Source organism: Luteipulveratus mongoliensis (assembly GCF_001190945.1).
Classification (GTDB): Bacteria; Actinomycetota; Actinomycetes; order Actinomycetales; family Dermatophilaceae; genus Luteipulveratus; species Luteipulveratus mongoliensis.
Genome location: NZ_CP011112.1, coordinates 2,927,069 through 2,942,370 on the forward strand (window position 1 = coordinate 2,927,069; position 15,302 = coordinate 2,942,370).

Here is a 15,302-nt window from a genome sequence, read left to right on the forward strand (position 1 = left end):
GCCTCACCCTCCCCACGACCCATGCGGATCGTCCTGGGCGTCAGCGGTGGCATCGCTGCCTACAAGGCAGCGTCGCTGCTGCGCCGTCTCAGCGAGTCGGGCAATGACGTCACTGTCGTCCCGACCGCTGCTGCCTTGCAGTTCGTCGGCGCCCCCACATGGGCTGCGCTGTCCGGCAAGCCGGTGTCCGATCAGGTCTGGACCGACGTGCACGAGGTGCCGCACGTACGGATCGGCCACGAGGCCGACCTCGTCGTGGTCGCTCCGGCGACTGCCGACCTGCTGGCCAAGGCCGCGCACGGCCTCGCGGACGACCTGCTGACCAACACCCTGCTGACCGCACGCTGCCCGGTGGTCATGGCTCCGGCCATGCACACCGAGATGTGGGAGCACCCGGCCACCGTCGCCAACGTCGCGACCCTGCGCCAGCGTGGTGTGCACGTCATGGAGACCGCGTCCGGGCGCCTGACGGGCGCCGACAGCGGTCCTGGTCGGCTGCCGGAGCCCGAGGACATCGCCGCCTACTGCGAGCAGATCATGGGCGGTCCGTCCGACGACTCACTGACCGGCGTTCACGTGGTGGTCACCGCGGGCGGGACGCGCGAGCCTCTCGACCCGGTGCGCTTCCTCGGCAACCGTTCGAGCGGCAAGCAGGGCTACGCGGTGGCTGAGGTGGCCGCTCGCCGCGGCGCCAAGGTCACCCTTATCTCCTCCTCGACCCTGCCTGCGCCGGCGGGCGTCGAGGTCGTCCCTGTCGAGACTGCACTCGAGCTGCGCGAGCAGGTCCTGGCCATCGACGCCGACGTGGTCGTGATGGCAGCTGCCGTCGCCGACTTCCGACCGGCGGCGGTGTCGGACACCAAGATCAAGAAGACACATGACCCGGCCGACCCGGACGCGGCGCCGAGCGTCGCGCTGGTCCGCAATCCCGACATCCTCGCGGAGCTGGTGCAGCGTCGCGGCGAGGCGACACGCCCGGTCCTGGTCGGCTTCGCTGCCGAGACCGGTGATGCTGACGGGGACGTCCTGACCCACGCGCGCGCCAAGCTCGAGCGCAAGGGCTGCGACTTGCTCGTGGCCAACGAGGTCGGCGACGGGCTGACCTTCGGCCAGGACGAGAGCACCGTCCATCTGCTGCGCCGGGGCGAGGCACAGGTGACGACGATCGGACCCGCTCCGAAGACCGTCGTGGCAACCGCCCTCTGGGATGCGGTCATCCCACTCGTCAAGACGCTTTAGACTCCCCGCGACGCATCATGAGATCTCATGACGCGTCCTCAGCAGCCGCTGCAATCGACAGGAGTATCCGTGGCACGCCTCTTTACCTCCGAATCCGTCACCGAAGGACATCCGGACAAGATCTGTGACCAGATCAGTGACTCGATCCTTGACGCCATGCTTGGGCAGGATCCCACCGCCCGCGTCGCGGTCGAGACCATGGTCACCACCGGGCTGGTCCACGTGGCAGGCGAGGTGAGCACCAGCGGCTACGTCGACATCGCCAAGATCGTCCGCGAGACGATCGTCGGTATCGGCTACGACTCCTCGGCCAAGGGCTTCGACGGCCACTCCTGTGGTGTCTCGATCTCGATCGGTCAGCAGTCGCCCGACATCGCACAGGGTGTCAACACTGCTCACGAGCAGCGCACCGCCGGCGCCGAGCACGCTTACGACCAGCAGGGCGCGGGCGACCAGGGCCTGATGTTCGGTTACGCCTGCCAGGACACGGCCGAGCTGATGCCGCTGCCGATCTATCTCGCGCACCGGTTGTCCGAGCGTCTGACCGACGTCCGCAAGAACGGCGATCTCGCCTACCTGCGACCGGACGGCAAGACTCAGGTCACCATCGGTTACGAGGGCGACAAGGCCGTCTCGCTCGACACTGTGGTCCTGTCCACCCAGCACGCCGAGGACATCTCCCTCGACACCCTCCTCGAGCCGGACATCAAGAAGTTCGTCATCGAGCCGGTGCTCGAAGAGCTCGCGGCGTCCGGCAGCACGCTCGACGCCTCCGGCTACAACACCTACATCAACCCCACCGGCAAGTTCGTCATCGGTGGTCCGATGGGTGACGCCGGCCTGACCGGACGCAAGATCATCGTCGACACCTACGGCGGCATGGCCCGTCACGGTGGCGGCGCCTTCTCCGGCAAGGACCCGTCGAAGGTCGACCGTTCGGCCGCCTACACGATGCGTTGGGTCGCCAAGAACGTCGTGGCCGCCGGCCTGGCGACGCGCTGTGAGGTGCAGGTCGCGTACGCCATCGGCAAGGCTCAGCCGGTCGGTCTCTACATCGAGACGTTCGGCACCGAGACCGCTCCGCTCGACAAGATCCAGAACGCCATCACGACGGTCTTCGACCTGCGTCCGGCGGCCCTGATCCACGAGCTGGACCTGCTGCGCCCGATCTACAAGCCGACCGCGGCGTACGGCCACTTCGGCCGTACCAGCGCCGAGGGCGTCGACAAGGCGTTCACCTGGGAGCAGACCGACAAGGTCGAGGCCCTGCAGAAGGCCGTCCGCGGCTGACGCTCGTCTCACCGATGCCGCCTGGTCCTTGTGACCAGGCGGCATCGTCGTCTCCTGGGCCGGTCCCGGGTGCACGCGTGTCGCCCTGGACCGATAGAACTGCGCCATGACCGAGGAGGGTGCGTCCGCCGCAGCTGAGCAGCTCGCGCTGCTCCAGGCTGTCGCGCCTGCGTCCACTCCGCGGCCGCGCACGGGACCGGCTCTTGCCAGCAAGGACCCAGTGGCCGTCGTACACGTCGACACCGGTCTGCCACACCTGGACCGCCCGTTCGAGTACTCCGTGCCCGCAACACTCGCCGACGACGCCGTTCCCGGGTGTCGGCTCAAGGTGCGGTTCGCCGGGCAGGACGTCGACGCGTTCCTGCTCGAGCGCCGGGCTGAGGCTGAGCACACGGGCCGGCTGACGCCCATCCGCCGGGTGGTCAGTGCGGAGCCGGTGCTCACCGACGACGTACTCCAGCTGGCCCGCGGTGTCGCGGCCCAGTACGCCGGGACACTCGGCGATGTCCTCCGCCTGGCGATCCCGCCTCGCCACGCGCGCGCCGAGAAGGCCCTGGCGATGGCGCCGCCGGAGAGTGCGCCCGAGACCGCTGGAGCAACGCGCCACGTGGCCTGGGAGCCATACCCCGCAGGGCCCGCCCTCCTCCAACGCATCGCCGACGGGGGTGCGCCGGCCGCCTCCTGGCTCGCGCGCCCGACCGTCGGGCCCGAGCTCGACTGGCCGAGTGCCCTCGCCGAGCTCGCTCAGACGGCCCTGAGCGCCGGCCGCGGAGTCGTTCTCGTGGTGCCGGACGGACGTGACACCGAGAGGCTGGACGAGGCCTTACGGGATCGCCTGGGCGCGGGGCAGCATGTACGCCTCAGCGCGGATCAGGGCCCGCAGGCTCGCTACACCGCCTGGCTCAAGCTGTTGCGTGGACACGTCCGTTGTGTCGTCGGCACCAGAGCCGCGGCGTTCGCGCCGGTCCGTGACCTGGGTCTGCTCGTCTGCTGGGACGACGGCGACGACGCGCTGACCGAGCCGCGGGCGCCCTATGCCCACGCTCGTGACGTCCTGGCGATGCGCGCCGAGCAGCAGGGCGCGGCGCTGGTCCTCGGGGGGCATACGCGGTCGGTGCCGGTGCAGGCCTGGCTCGAGGCGGGTCGAGTCCGAGCTGTGGAGGCTCCGCGCGACCGGTCGGCCCACCCACGCACGGTCGTGACCGGCGACGAACGCGACGTCGAGCGTTCGGGGCCGGCCGCACTGGCACACCTGCCGTCACGCGCCTGGGCGGCCGCCAAGGAGGCGCTGCAGTCGGGACCGGTGCTGGTGCAGGTCCCGCGCCGTGGCTACCTGCCGTCGTTGTCCTGCCAGCGCTGCCGGACACCCGCCAGGTGCGCGACCTGTCACGGCCCCCTCGGACTCGTGTCACCGGATCGTCCCCCGGCCTGCCGTTGGTGCGGGCGGGTCGAACCGGCCTTCCGGTGCCCGGAGTGCGACGACACCCGGCTGCGGTCCAGCGTGGTCGGAGCCCGGCGTACGGCTGAGGAGCTGGGGCGAGCGTTCCCCGGCGTGCCTCTGCACCGCTCGGCGGCCGGCGAGATGCTCGACCGGGTAGGCCCCGATCCGTCCCTGGTCATCGCCACACCCGGAGCTGAGCCTGTGGCCGAGTCCGGCTATGCCGCCACGCTGCTGCTCGACGCGTGGGCCTTCTTGGACCGTCCGGTGCTGGAGGCGCAGGCCGAGGCCGTACGTCGATGGACGGCTGCCGCCGCGCTCACCCGTCCCAGCACGGCTGGGGGAGTCGTCGTGCTGTGCGGCGCGCCGACCCACACCACGATCCCGGCCGTGGAGGCTCTGGTGCGATGGGCCCCAGGCTGGTTCGCCGAGCGGGAGCTGCATGAGCGTGCCGAGCTGCGTCTGCCGCCGAGCTGCTGGGTCGCTGAGCTGACCGGCCCCCGCGTGGAGCTGAGCGGCGCGTTGACAGCCCTCGACCTGCCGACGGACGTGGAGGTGCTGGGTCCGCTGCCGGTCGGCACCCGGCGAGCGGGCGAGTCCGAGGACGGGCAGCGCCTGTTGCTGCGGTGTGAGCACGACCAGGCGGCCCTGGTGCTCGCTCGCCTCACCGCGATGCGAGCCGCCCGTAGCGCACGCAAGGACGTCGCGATCGGGGTCCGCGTCGACCCGGACCCGAGCCTGCTCTGACCAGACCGACGCCGGCGTGACCCCGTGGTGGTGCTGTCGGGTGGTCCTGGTTGGGTGTGGGGGTATGAGCGAGTCGCAGCACGAGAGCGTCGAAGCGCCCTTCGCCCTGGACCTTCAGGACGACATCGCGCCCAACCCGGTGGATGCCGTGGTCTTCGATCTGGGCAACGTCCTGATCCGCTGGGACCCCGTGCCCGCGATCGCCGCTGCAGTCGGCCAGGAGCGTGCTGAGGCCTTCGTGGCCGACCCGGCGTTCGACTTCACCGCGTGGAACCACGCCCAGGACGCCGGTCGCAGGTGGGACGAGGGGGAGCAGCTCGCGCTCCGTTCGCACCCACACCTGGAGCAGGAGATCCGCTCCTACCGCTCCAACTTCGGCGCGTCCCTGCTGGGTGAGGTCGAGGACACCGTTGCCATCCTGCGTGAGCTGCACCAGGCCAAGGTGCCGCTGTTCGCCCTGACCAACTGGTCGGAGGAGCTCTTCCCCAAGGCGTTGGACCGCTTCGACTTCCTCGACGTGTTCGAGGACATCATCGTGTCCGGCGAGGAGGAGGTCGCCAAGCCTGATCCCGAGATCTTCGAGGTCCTCGGTGAGCGGATCCGGCACGTCGGTGGGCTCGATGACTGTGTCTTCATCGATGACAGCGAGGCCAATGTGCAAGCCGCGACGGCCGCCGGTCTCGACGCCATCCTCTTCACCGACACCGGCCATCTGCGCGAGGACCTCATCGTGCGCGGACTACCGCTGCAGCCGCGGCGCTAAGTCAGCAGGTCAGCTGCGTACGGCCGAGCCGTTGCGCTGCCACCAGCGGCAGCGTTCGCGGACATCGGTCGACATGTCCGCTGACCTCGCCCACTCCGGCAGCGACGGGTGGGCGCCCATGCCGGCGGCGTAGCGTGCCGCGGCGTCGGGTGTGTCCGGCGTCGAGGATGCAGCCAGCAGGTCGAGGTCGGCTGGTACGCCGGCCGCGTGGGTGATCGCGGTGAGTGCCGCCTGGCGAACCCCTGGCTGCGGGTGCCGGGTCAGCTCGATGAGGGTGTCGGTGTGCTCGGGCAGCGCGAGGTAGGACAGCATGATCGCCGCACTGACCGAGCTGGGGCTGCCCGGCCGCTCGACCAGCAGCTCGGCCGCGACGGACGCCAGGCTGGCGCGATAGGGGCTGGCCATCAGCAGCAGACACGCGTGGTGGCGCAGCTCAGTGCGGTCGTGCACATGGACCTCTTGCAGCAGACGCCGCAGCACCGGATCACTCGGCAGGCCCGTGGCCTGCTGGGCAGCGCGCTCGAAGCGCGCCAGGTCAACGGGCGCCGTGGGCGGCGGGAGAGACCGTGCCGTGCCCGAAGGCGCCGGCGCGGTGCGACGGCGCAGCAGGGCGAGCCCTTCGGCCTGGTCCTCCTCGGGCAGCCGGACGATGAGCTGCCGAGCCAGCCGCGCGTCGTCCAGAGATCCCGCGCACAACGCGCCGATCAACTGGCGCAGCCGCGGCCGTAGTGAGAGCGGGAACGTGCCCATCCGGATCTGGTTGGTGAGCGCGCCGACAGCTCCGGTCCGCACCCGCCCGAACTGGTCGGCACCGAGGTCGAGCAGCACCGGTGCCGTCTGCTCAGCCAGGCCCTCGCCCATCAGGCTGATGGCGTCGATGACCGGCTCGACCCCTGGGACGGCGATGAAGTCCAGGATCGTGTCGACCAGGACCTGGGCGTAGACCGGGTGATCGGCGAGGTGGCACAGCGCCTGATAACGGGTCACATAGGCCGTGCCGCAAGAGCGGACCATCTCGCTCAGCAGGGTCGCGGTCAGGGAACGCACGATCGCGATGGGGATCATCGTGTCGCTCATGTGGTCCCAGTAGGACGTCAAGGCGAACCAGTCGCCGCCCGTCGTCGCGTGCCGGCTGGCTGCGTCGTAGACCGTGTCGAGGAGCTGCTGACCGCCACCGAGTGCGCGGGCCCGCTGCAGCGACGGTCGGCCGCTCGCGGAGATCGAGCGGCTCAAGCCCTCGCAGGTCGCCTGCAGCTGACCCGGCGCGAGATCGAGGACCTTCTCATAGCCGGCAAGGACGGCCAGCGTCATCGGCTGGTGGGCGTTCTCCCACAGGGACACCTTGGTGCTGCTCGCGCTCACCCCGACCGCGCGCATCCGGTCGGCGAACGCAACCTGCTTGGTGGCCTCGGGATCGGAGGATGCACAGCGCGACACGCGAGCCAGCCAGGCCACGCGCGCGCGCAGATCGACGGCGCCGCCCTGCGGGTCGGACATGTCGCCCAAGATCTGGGTCGGTCGTCCCGGTCCTCGCGTCAATGTCCCCACCTCCCCACCCTGCGCGGCATATCGACTCCCTGATGGAACATTACGCGTTGGGACGGCTGCCGCTGGTCATTCCAGAAGTGCCGGTCATTAGAGTGTTCGTCGGACTGATCTCCTCCTCCAATCGGCTCGCAGGCTCCGCCGAGCCGGCATCGTCGATCAGTCGCTGTGAGCACTCCCGTCTCGTCCGCTCGTGAGGTCCCCGTTGCCCGTCCAGCCCATCCGACTCTTCGGAGACCCCGTCCTGCGTACGCCCGCAGCCCCGGTCGTCGACTTCGACGCCGAGCTGCGCCGGTTGGTCGCTGACCTCGAGGACACCATGCTGGATGCGCCCGGCGCGGGTCTCGCGGCGCCTCAGATCGGTGTGGGGCTGCGGGTGTTCACCTATTTCATCGACGGGCAGGTCGGGCATCTGATCAACCCGGACCTCGAGCTGTCAGAGGAGATCGAGTGTGGCCCCGAGGGCTGCCTGTCGATCCCGGACCTGGTCTTCGACACACCGCGGGCTGTGCGCACGGTGGCCAAAGGCTTCTCCATGTACGGCGAGCCGATCACCATCGAGGGCACCCATCGGATGGCGCGCTGTCTCCAGCACGAGACCGACCACCTGGACGGCATCCTCTTCGTCGACCGGCTTGACCATGAGGCGCGCCGTCTGGCTCTCAAGGAGATTCGTGACGCGGAGTGGGCCGGGCAGCCGGGACCGATCATCCGCGAGTCCCCGCACCCGACCTTCGGCCGGGGGCGATGACCGGTGCGCGTGGTCTTCGCCGGCACGCCTGAGGTCGCCCTGCCGTCCCTCGATGCCCTCCTCGACTCCGATCACGAGGTCGTCGCCGTCATCACCCGTCCCGACGCGCGCGCGGGTCGTGGCCGTCGGGCTGCGACCTCCCCGATCCGTCGCCGTGCCGAGGAGGTCGGTCTTGAGGTGCTGGCTCCCGGTCGCCCGTCGGATCCGGAGTTCCAGTCGCGGCTCGCCGCCCTGAGCCCCGATGCCTGCCCGGTCGTCGCCTATGGCGCGCTGGTGCCGCGGTCTGCCCTGGACATCCCTCGGCTCGGCTGGATCAACCTGCACTTCTCACTGCTGCCCGCATGGCGCGGGGCTGCTCCGGTGCAGCACGCCGTGCTGGCGGGCGACGAGGTCACCGGTGCTACCACGTTCATCCTCGAAGAAGGCATGGACACCGGACCCGTCCTCGGCACCCTGACCGAGACGATCCGGCGGACCGACACCAGCGGCGACCTGCTCGAGCGACTGGGCAAGGCCGGTGCCGGCCTGCTCGTCGCCTCGCTCGATGCCCTGGCCGATGGGAGCGCACTGCCGGTGCCCCAGCCGGCCGAAGGCGTGTCTCTCGCACCGAAGATCACCGTCGAGGATGCTGAGATCCGTTGGCAGCAACCAGCATTCGCGGTCGATCGTCGAGTCCGAGCCTGTACGCCTGAGCCGGGTGCGTGGTCGACCTTCCGTGGTGAGCGGCTCAAGATCCAACCCGTCGAGCCCGTTGCTGACGTTGCTGCTCTGCCGCCCGGCCACCTTCGGGTCGCCAAACGGGAGGTTCTCGTCGGCACGGCGACCACCCCCGTACGACTCGGCCTGGTGCAGCCGGCTGGCAAGAAGCCGATGGCGGCCGCAGACTGGGCTCGCGGCGTACGAGCCGGTGACGAGGAGGTTCTGGGTGCCTGAAGGACGCGACGGTGGCAGTTATCGCAACTCACGAGGTCGGCAGCGGCCGGACGCGCGGCGCTCCGGCGACCGCGCACGCTCCGCGAGCCGGCCGTCCGACCGGCGGCGAGAGGGCGATCCGGCCAGGCGGGCGGCGTACGACGTGGCGCGTGCGGTCGACCGTGGCGCGTACGCCAACCTCGAGCTCCCGCGCATCCTGCGCAACGCAGGACTTGAGGGACGCGATGCCGGATTCGCGACTGAGCTGACCTATGGCGGGATCCGGATGCGGGGGCTCTACGACCCTGTGATCGAGCTGGCCGCCGGACGCCCCGCGACACAGATCGACCCGCCCGTCCTGGACACGTTGCGCCTCGGCGCCCACCAGCTGCTCGGGATGCGGGTGCCCTCGCACGCCGCCGCGTCCGAGACGGTCGCGCTGGCGCGCAGTGTCAACGGAGCCGGTGCCGCGGGGTTCGTGAATGCGGTGCTGCGGCGTATCAGTGAGCGCACTCGCGAGGAGTGGGTCACCGAGGTGACCGCAGGCCGGGATCGGGTCGATGCCCTTTCGGTGGAGTACTCCCATCCGGGCTGGGTGGTGCGTGCCCTGCGCGCGGCGCTGGTCGCGCACGGCGCATCCACCGACGAGACGGTTGACGGTGACCTCGAGCGCCTGCTTGCCGCGGACAACGACCCGGCACGCGTGTCGCTCGTGGCTCGTCCTGGTCTTGCGACCGTTGAAGAGCTCGTCGAGGCGGGCGCAGAGGCGTCCTCGTTGTCGCCGTTGGCCGCGATCATGGAGTCGGGCGACCCGGCCGCGATCGCCGCCGTCCGCCAGACGCGTGCGGCCGTGCAGGACGAGGGCTCCCAGCTGCTCGCCCTGGCGCTCGCCGCGGCAACCGTGCAGAACCCCAACCCGGACGGTGAGCAGTGGCTCGACCTGTGCGCCGGGCCCGGAGGCAAGGCAGCTCTCCTCGCGACGCTCGCCGCGCAGCGCGGTGCCGTGCTGTTCGCCAACGAGGTCAGCGAGCACCGCACCGAGCTGGTGCGCAAGACGCTGCGTGCGGCTCTCGATGCGGACGTCGAGGTGATGGTCGGGACCGGCGATGGTCGCGACCTCGGCGCGGAGGAGCCCGACACGTACGACCGTGTGCTGGTGGACGCGCCGTGCACCGGCCTCGGAGCGCTGCGCCGACGCCCCGAGTCACGCTGGCGCCGACAGGCGTCCGACGTCCCTCAGCTGTCGGCCCTCCAGCGCGAGCTGCTCGTCTCGGGCATCGAGGCGACGCGCCCGGGAGGCGTGATCGGCTACGCGACGTGCAGCCCTCATGTGGCCGAGACGCAACTGGTTGTGGACGACATCGTGGGCGACCGCACCGATGTCGTGCTCGAGGACGCGCGGCCCCTGTTCATCGACGCAGAGGGCGCGCCGATCGACAGGTTGGGCGACGGCCCGACCGTCCAGCTGTGGCCGCACATCCACGGCACCGACGCCATGTACTTCGCGCTGCTTCGCAAGCAGCCCCGCTGACACCCCAAGGGACCCTCCGTTGCAGATCTCGCCGAGCATCCTGTCCGCTGACTTCGCCAACCTCGAGCGCGAGCTCGACCGCATCTCCAATGCGGACTGGGCCCATGTCGACGTCATGGACGGCCACTTCGTGCCCAACCTGACGCTGGGCCTGCCGGTGGTCGAAGCGTTGCAGAAGGTCAGCCCGATCCCACTCGACTGTCACCTGATGATCGATGACCCTGACCGGTGGGCACCGTCGTACGCCGAGGCCGGTGCCAAGTCCGTGACCTTTCACATCGAGGCGGCGAAAAACCCTGTGGCGCTTGCGCGTTCGCTGCGGGCGGCCGGCGCCCGAGCGGCCATGGCGCTGAAGCCCAAGACGGAGTTCGCGCCTTACGAGGACCTGCTGCCCGAGCTCGACATGGTGCTCGTGATGACGGTCGAGCCAGGTTTTGGCGGGCAGTCCTTCATGGCAGATCAGATGCCCAAGGTGCGGCAGGTCCGCGACGCCGTGCAGCGTCACGGCGGTGAGATCTGGGTGCAGGTCGATGGGGGAGTCTCGGCCAAGACCATCGAGCAGTGTGCTGAGGCGGGCGCCGATGTGTTCGTCGCGGGTTCGGCGGTCTACGGCGCCGACGACGCGGCGAACGCCATCGGGGAGCTGCGCGAGCTCGCCTCCCAGCACACCCACTGAATCCACCCGACGATCGGCCTGCCATCTCGTCCACGGGGATACACGAAGTGCCGTGATGATCGTCGTGGTGCATACTTATGGGTAGCAGTACGTGCTCCGGGGTCGGTGTAATTCCGAGCCGGCGGTGATAGTCCGCGACCCGGCCACCTTCGGGTGGTCGGTTGACCTGGTGGAACTCCAGGACCGACGGTGAAAGTCCGGATGGGAGGCGCACGTGGCGGTTGCTCTTTGGCGACCGCTTGCCGGTGATGTCCGGTCCCGCTTCGGCGAGGGCCGCTCACTGGGTCGAGCCTTGTCGACCCTTTGACGTCACCAGTCCACCCCGGAGCTCGCCGTCGCGAGCGAGAGGGAGTGGGCCATGACCGTAGGCCTGACGCAGCAGGATGCTGCGCTGCTCTCGCGTGCCGTGGAGCTCGCCGCTCAGGGTCGCCTCGCCGATCCGAACCCCCGAGTCGGTGCCGTGATCCTCAGCGCGCAGGGCGAGGTGGTCGGCGAGGGCTGGCACCACGGAGCCGGTACGCCGCATGCCGAGGTCGTCGCGCTACAAGCCGCCGGCGATCGTGCATCCGGTGGGACGGCGTACGTCAGCCTTGAGCCCTGCTCCCACGAGGGCCGTACGCCGCCGTGCACCCGGGCGCTCCTGGCAGCCGGTGTACGTCGGGTGGTCTTTGCCCAGGCCGACCCGAGCCCTGTGGCCGGCGGGGGAGCCGAACTCCTGCGCTCACAGGGGATTGATGTCACCGGACCGGTGAGCGGGACCGGTGCCGAGGATCTGAACCGGCCGTGGGCGTTCAGCGCTGTCCACGGTCGCCCTTTCGTGACGTGGAAGGTCGGCTCAACCCTTGACGGTCGCGTCGCCGCACTCGACGGCACCAGTCGCTGGATCACCAGCGCGGGGGCGCGCGCGGACGTGCACCGCCGTCGTGCCACGGCCGGGGCGATCCTGGTCGGCACCGGCACCGTGCTGACGGACGACCCCTCTCTGACCGTGCGCGACGCCGAGGACCGCCCAGTCGGAGTGCAGCCGCTCCGAGTCGTCATGGGCGAGCGTGACGTCCCCGCGGACGCGCGCGTCAACGGGCCGGGCGAGGTCTGGCACGCGCGCACTCACTCGGCCGAGGTCGTACTGAAGACGTTGCAGGACAAGGGGATTCGTCACCTGTGGCTCGAAGGCGGCCCGACCGTCGCGGCTGCCTTCCTGCGCGCTGGCCTGGTCGATGAGGCGCTTGTCTACGTCGCTCCCACCCTGCTCGGCGACGGCCCGTCGCTGGTCGCCTCACTCGGCGTGCCGACCCTGTCGGCCGCCCACCATCTCGAGCTGCTCGATATCGAGCAGCTCGGCCAAGACGTCCGGCTGCGCCTGCGGCCGAGACCTGTCGAAGGAGATCTGTGATGTTCACCGGGATCGTTGAGGAGCTCGGCGCCGTGGAGCGCCTCGAGCACGGGTCCGACTCCGCCGTGCTTTGGCTGCGCGGTGCCACGGTCACGGCGGACGCCGTGCACGGTGCCTCGATCGCCGTCAACGGCGTCTGTCTGACCGTGGTCGAGGTGAAGGGCCAGGTGTTCGGCGTCGACGTGATGGCCGAGACGTTGCAGCGCAGCAGCCTCGGCGGACTCACGGTGGGCGATCCGGTCAACCTCGAGCGAGCCATGCCCGCGAACGGCCGCTTCGGTGGCCACGTCGTGCAGGGCCATGTGGACGGCACCGCAGCGATCGTGTCTCGGGAGCCTGGAGACCGCTGGGAGGTCGTCACGTTCGAGCTGCCGGTCGAGCTCGCACGCTACGTCGTAGAGAAGGGCTCGATCACCGTCGACGGTGTCTCGTTGACAGTCTCGGCAGTCGCCGACGGCACGTTCAGCGTGTCCTTGATTCCCACGACCTTGGACCTGACCACGTTGGGGCGTAAGGGAGTTGGTGACCTGGTCAACCTCGAGGTCGATGTCCTGGCGAAGTACGTCGAGCGGCTGCTCGCCAGTGGCGCGCCGACAGGAGTCAGCGCGTGAACCTCTTCGAGCGCATTTACGACGCGCACCTGACCATCTCGGGTCACCCGATCACCTGGCGCGAGATCCTCGGCAACCTGTTCGGGTTCGCCTCCGCGATCGGCGGCATGCGACGCAAGGTGTGGGCCTGGCCCGTCGGCATCATCGGCAACGCGATGCTCTTCACCGTCTTCCTCGGCGTCGGTATCACCAACACCGGGAGCGGGCCGCTGTTCGGTCAGGCCGGGCGGCAGGTCTTCTTCATCATCACCTCGATCTACGGGTGGTGGATCTGGAACGAGAGCCGCAAGCTGCGGGGTGCGGACAAGCCGGCGATCAGCCCGCGCTGGGCGACCACGCAGGAGCGTGTCGGCTATCTGATCGTCTGGGTGGCCGGTGTCCTGGTCACGCAGGCGGTGTTCGCCAAGATCGGCGCGGGCTGGCCCGCGGAGCGTTGGTACTACTGGTGCGACGCCTGGATCTTCGTCGGATCGATGGTCGCGACCTATGCGATGGCTCGCGGCTGGAACGACTTCTGGCTCGCCTGGGTCGCCGTTGATCTGGTCGGAGTGCCGCTGCTGTGGCACTCCAAGTACTACCCGTCAGCCATCCTCTACGTGATTTACGCGGGGCTGGTCATCTACGGGTTCACCGTCTGGCTGCGCGCGACGCGCACCGAGCAACCGACTCCTGTGGAGGTGGCGGCATGAGCGACAGAGCGAATGGTGGAGAAATGAACGCGCTCTCATCGATCGAGGACGCGCTGCAAGCGATGCGCGATGGCCGACCGGTCCTGGTCACCGATGACGAGGACCGCGAGAACGAGGGCGACGTCATCCTCGCCGCGGACACACTCACCGACGAGTGGGTCGCCTGGATGGTGCGGCACACCTCGGGCTACCTGTGCGCGCCGCTGCCCGAGGCGTACGCCGACCGGCTCGGCCTGCCGCTCATGGTCGAGCACAACCGGGACCCGTTCCGTACGGCGTACACCGTGTCCGTGGACGCCGCCGAGGGCGTGACCACCGGGATCAGTGCAGCCGACCGAGCGCGCACGATCCGGCTGCTGGCCGACGCCGACGCGACACCGCAGGACTTCATCCGGCCCGGACACGTCCTGCCGCTGCGCGCGAAGGACGGCGGCGTCCTGGTCCGGCGTGGGCACACCGAGGCCGGCGTCGACCTGCCCCGGCTGGCAGGGCTGAACCCCGTGTCGACGCTCGCGGAACTGCAGCACGACGACGGCACCATGATGCGGCTGACTGCCGTGCTGGAGCTGGGTGCCGAGCACGATCTGCCGGTCATCACGATCGAGCAGCTCGTCCAGTGGCGCGAGAAGCATGATCGCGTCGAGCGGGTCGCGGAGGCGCGCCTGCCCACGTCGCACGGCATCTTCCAGGTCGTCGGCTACCGGGACCGGGTGACCGGCGCTGAGCACGTGGCGCTGATCAGCGGGCGCGGTCTGGACGGCGACCACCCGCTGGTGCGGGTTCATTCGGAGTGCCTGACCGGCGACGTCTTCGGCTCGCGCCGATGTGACTGTGGCCCGCAGCTGGACCGCTCCCTGGAGCGGGTCAGTCGTGAAGGTGGCGTGGTCGTCTACCTGCGCGGGCACGAGGGTCGTGGCGTGGGTCTGCTCTCTAAGCTGCAGGCGTATGCGTTGCAGGACAACGGTTTTGACACGGTCGACGCGCAGACCGAGCTGGGACTCCCGATCGACGACCGCGAGTACGGCGCGGCCGGCGCGATCCTGCGGGACCTCGGTGTCGAGCGGCTGAGGCTGATGACCAACAACCCGGTCAAGGTCGAGGCGCTGGCGCGGTCCGGGATCGACATCGTCGGCGTTGACCGGGTGCACGTGCCCGCGACCGCCGACAACACGGCGTACCTCACGACCAAGCGTGACCGCCTGGGACACGACATCCTCCTCGAGGCTGAGGCGGCGTCCGCATGAGCGGGCACGGGTCGCCACAGATCGCGGTCGACGGGACGGGACTCAGGGTCGCGATCGTCGCGGCTTCCTGGCACACGACGGTCATGGACGGTCTGGTCGACGGTGCCCAGCGCGGGCTCGCCGACGCGCAGGTCGAGGACGTCACGCTGGTACGCGTGCCCGGCAGCTTCGAGCTCGGCGTCGCCTGCGCGCGCCTCGCTCCGTCGTACGACGCTGTCGTGGCTCTCGGTGTCGTCATCCGTGGTGGGACACCGCACTTCGACTACGTCTGCCATGCGGCCACGTCCGCGCTCTCGGACATCTCGGTGCGCACCGGGACACCCGTCGGGTTCGGTCTGCTGACCTGTGACACCGAGAAGCAAGCCCTTGACCGTGCCGGTCTGCCCGACTCGATCGAGGACAAGGGTCACGAGGCGGCCACTGCAGCTGTCGCCACTGCCGTGACGCTGAAGGGCCTCACGTAGCCTGCTGCG

General features: G+C 69.8%; 14 protein-coding genes and 1 riboswitch. Of the genes, 13 read left to right on the plus strand and 1 reads right to left on the minus strand.

The window, feature by feature from the left end:
• Positions 1-21: 21 nt before the first annotated feature.
• From coaBC to VV02_RS13980, 4 genes are all read left to right on the plus strand, one after another.
• Positions 22-1,239, plus strand: coding sequence for a bifunctional phosphopantothenoylcysteine decarboxylase/phosphopantothenate--cysteine ligase CoaBC (gene coaBC / locus VV02_RS13965; protein ID WP_052592364.1), 1,218 nt, complete (start codon positions 22-24; stop codon positions 1,237-1,239).
• A 69-nt stretch (positions 1,240-1,308) separates the two neighbouring features.
• The gene (gene metK / locus VV02_RS13970) at positions 1,309-2,529 is read left to right on the plus strand and encodes a methionine adenosyltransferase (RefSeq protein WP_052592366.1); all 1,221 of its coding nucleotides are present in this window, start codon (positions 1,309-1,311) and stop codon (positions 2,527-2,529) included.
• Between the two features lie 106 nt (positions 2,530-2,635).
• Complete coding sequence (locus VV02_RS13975) at positions 2,636-4,714, plus strand: primosomal protein N' (RefSeq protein WP_052592368.1); 2,079 nt, start codon at positions 2,636-2,638, stop codon at positions 4,712-4,714.
• A gap of 64 nt (positions 4,715-4,778) precedes the next feature.
• Complete coding sequence (locus VV02_RS13980) at positions 4,779-5,477, plus strand: HAD family hydrolase (protein ID WP_052592370.1); 699 nt, start codon at positions 4,779-4,781, stop codon at positions 5,475-5,477.
• Between the two features lie 9 nt (positions 5,478-5,486).
• On the opposite strand, the gene VV02_RS13985 is transcribed toward VV02_RS13980, so the two are convergent.
• On the minus strand, positions 5,487-6,974 hold the full coding sequence (locus tag VV02_RS13985) for a hypothetical protein (RefSeq protein ID WP_052592372.1): 1,488 nt from the start codon (positions 6,972-6,974) through the stop codon (positions 5,487-5,489).
• A 241-nt stretch (positions 6,975-7,215) separates the two neighbouring features.
• Here VV02_RS13985 and def point away from each other — a divergent pair, with 241 nt between their 5' ends.
• The 9 genes from def (at position 7,216) to ribH (ending at position 15,293) form a co-directional block, all read left to right on the plus strand.
• Positions 7,216-7,773 (plus strand): peptide deformylase, encoded by a 558-nt coding sequence (def, locus tag VV02_RS13990; RefSeq protein WP_245633077.1) that lies wholly within the window; start codon positions 7,216-7,218, stop codon positions 7,771-7,773.
• Between the two features lie 3 nt (positions 7,774-7,776).
• On the plus strand, positions 7,777-8,706 hold the full coding sequence (fmt, locus tag VV02_RS13995; RefSeq protein WP_052592376.1) for a methionyl-tRNA formyltransferase: 930 nt from the start codon (positions 7,777-7,779) through the stop codon (positions 8,704-8,706).
• Positions 8,699-10,216, plus strand: a complete 1,518-nt coding sequence (locus tag VV02_RS14000; RefSeq protein ID WP_052592378.1) for an RsmB/NOP family class I SAM-dependent RNA methyltransferase — start codon at positions 8,699-8,701, stop codon at positions 10,214-10,216. The genes fmt and VV02_RS14000 overlap by 8 nt, the downstream gene beginning before the upstream one ends.
• Positions 10,217-10,235: 19 nt before the next feature.
• On the plus strand, positions 10,236-10,892 hold the full coding sequence (gene rpe / locus VV02_RS14005) for a ribulose-phosphate 3-epimerase (RefSeq protein ID WP_052592380.1): 657 nt from the start codon (positions 10,236-10,238) through the stop codon (positions 10,890-10,892).
• A gap of 88 nt (positions 10,893-10,980) precedes the next feature.
• A riboswitch (FMN riboswitch) is annotated at positions 10,981-11,109 on the plus strand.
• Positions 11,110-11,250: 141 nt separating this feature from the next.
• Positions 11,251-12,285, plus strand: a complete 1,035-nt coding sequence (gene ribD / locus VV02_RS14010) for a bifunctional diaminohydroxyphosphoribosylaminopyrimidine deaminase/5-amino-6-(5-phosphoribosylamino)uracil reductase RibD (RefSeq protein WP_052592382.1) — start codon at positions 11,251-11,253, stop codon at positions 12,283-12,285.
• On the plus strand, positions 12,285-12,896 hold the full coding sequence (locus VV02_RS14015; protein WP_052592383.1) for a riboflavin synthase: 612 nt from the start codon (positions 12,285-12,287) through the stop codon (positions 12,894-12,896). Before ribD ends, VV02_RS14015 begins: the two co-directional genes overlap by 1 nt.
• A complete protein-coding gene (gene pnuC, locus VV02_RS14020) occupies positions 12,893-13,585 on the plus strand; it encodes a nicotinamide riboside transporter PnuC (protein ID WP_052592385.1) in 693 nt (230 codons plus the stop codon). The genes VV02_RS14015 and pnuC overlap by 4 nt, the downstream gene beginning before the upstream one ends.
• Positions 13,586-13,608: 23 nt before the next feature.
• Positions 13,609-14,829 (plus strand): bifunctional 3,4-dihydroxy-2-butanone-4-phosphate synthase/GTP cyclohydrolase II, encoded by a 1,221-nt coding sequence (locus VV02_RS14025; protein WP_052592387.1) that lies wholly within the window; start codon positions 13,609-13,611, stop codon positions 14,827-14,829.
• Positions 14,826-15,293 (plus strand): 6,7-dimethyl-8-ribityllumazine synthase, encoded by a 468-nt coding sequence (ribH, locus tag VV02_RS14030; protein WP_052592389.1) that lies wholly within the window; start codon positions 14,826-14,828, stop codon positions 15,291-15,293. The genes VV02_RS14025 and ribH overlap by 4 nt, the downstream gene beginning before the upstream one ends.
• Positions 15,294-15,302: the final 9 nt, after the last annotated feature.

Bases quoted from the DNA above. Each gene is read 5' to 3' on its own strand.
- VV02_RS13985 (WP_052592372.1), bottom strand. From the start codon at position 6,974: ATGTCCGACCCGCAGGGCGGCGCCGTCGATCTGCGCGCGCGCGTGGCC.
- VV02_RS14015 (WP_052592383.1), top strand. From the start codon at position 12,285: ATGTTCACCGGGATCGTTGAGGAGCTCGGCGCCGTGGAGCGCCTCGAG.
- ribD (WP_052592382.1), top strand. From the start codon at position 11,251: ATGACCGTAGGCCTGACGCAGCAGGATGCTGCGCTGCTCTCGCGTGCC.
- coaBC (WP_052592364.1), top strand. From the start codon at position 22: ATGCGGATCGTCCTGGGCGTCAGCGGTGGCATCGCTGCCTACAAGGCA.
- VV02_RS13980 (WP_052592370.1), top strand. From the start codon at position 4,779: ATGAGCGAGTCGCAGCACGAGAGCGTCGAAGCGCCCTTCGCCCTGGAC.
- VV02_RS14025 (WP_052592387.1), top strand. From the start codon at position 13,609: ATGAACGCGCTCTCATCGATCGAGGACGCGCTGCAAGCGATGCGCGAT.
- VV02_RS13975 (WP_052592368.1), top strand. From the start codon at position 2,636: ATGACCGAGGAGGGTGCGTCCGCCGCAGCTGAGCAGCTCGCGCTGCTC.
- ribH (WP_052592389.1), top strand. From the start codon at position 14,826: ATGAGCGGGCACGGGTCGCCACAGATCGCGGTCGACGGGACGGGACTC.